Source organism: Chryseobacterium sp. ON_d1, from assembly GCF_006829085.1.
In the GTDB taxonomy this organism is placed as follows: Bacteria; Bacteroidota; Bacteroidia; order Flavobacteriales; family Weeksellaceae; genus Chryseobacterium.
The window spans coordinates 1-1,165 of the sequence record NZ_BJTC01000034.1; the positions used below are offsets into that span (position 1 = coordinate 1).

Sequence of the window (1,165 nt, forward strand, 5' to 3'; positions counted from 1 at the left end):
ATTGTTCAATTAAATCTATAGCAACAGAGAAAGGATTTAATGAAAGCAATCTGCGCAAGTGGATTGGTTTTTATAACAAGTACGGAATCTCGGGACTATACCCTCGAAAAAACATGAGTTATTCCGTGAATTTCAAATTTAAAGTTCTAAAAACCATCGAAACAGAACATATCTCACAAAGGGAAGCATGTATCCGATTTAATATTGCAGCTCAGTCTACCGTGTTGAATTGGCAAAGGGATTACGAAAAAAGTGGTATTTTAGGGTTAAAGAACACCCCCAAAGGAAGACCCGTCATTATGAGTGATTACAAACGTAAAAAAAGAAAGTCTGATAAGCCATTGACCAGAGAAGAAGAACTTTTATTGGAAAACGAAAGGCTTCGAGCTGAAATTGATTTTCTAAAAAAGTTAGACGCCTTAACTCTCAAAAAGAACAAGCAGAGGCCATCGAAGGATTAAGGCGAAAATATGATCTGTCACTTCTGTTGGATTGTACAGGTATGGCCAGAAGCAGTTTTTATTACCATCAGAAAGCTCTTGACAAAAAAGATAAATATGGAGAAATAAAAACTTTGATAAAACAAATTTATCATAGGCATAGAGGTCGGTTTGGATACCGTCGTATTACTTTGATTATGAAACAACAAGAAATTGTAATTAATCATAAAACGGTATTAAGACTGATGAAGTCCCTGGGATTGAAAAGTATAGTTAGGGTTAAAAAATACAGATCCTACCGGGGAGAGCAAGGCAGGATAGCACCCAATATTCTGGAGAGAAACTTTAAGGCAGATCAGCCAAACAGAAAATGGGCCACTGATGTGACAGAATTTAACGTTTCGGGCAGTAAATTGTATCTTTCGCCAATAATTGACCTTTACAATGGCGAGATTATCAGTTACGATCTCTCAGAAAGGCCTGCCTTTGCGCAGGTTGTGAATATGCTCAAAAAAGGATTCAGAAAAATTAAAAATACTGAAAACCTCATTATCCACTCTGATCAAGGCTGGCAATATCAGATGAAAGCCTATCAGCACCTGTTAAAAGAAAAAGGCATTATCCAAAGTATGTCCCGCAAAGGAAACTGTCTGGATAATGCAGTAATAGAAAACTTCTTTGGAACTTTAAAATCTGAAATGTTCTATACTAAGAAATTTAAAACC

The 1,165-nt window shown here is 36.1% G+C and carries 2 protein-coding genes; both read left to right on the top strand.

The features are described from left to right. Positions 1-461 (top strand): helix-turn-helix domain-containing protein (locus CRS_RS24295; RefSeq protein WP_228451350.1); only part of this gene is annotated, 461 nt, incomplete at its 5' end. Beyond that, the coding region (locus CRS_RS24300) for an IS3 family transposase (RefSeq protein ID WP_172617152.1) at positions 449-1,165 on the top strand (717 nt) is incomplete at its 3' end. The genes CRS_RS24295 and CRS_RS24300, both read left to right, overlap by 13 nt.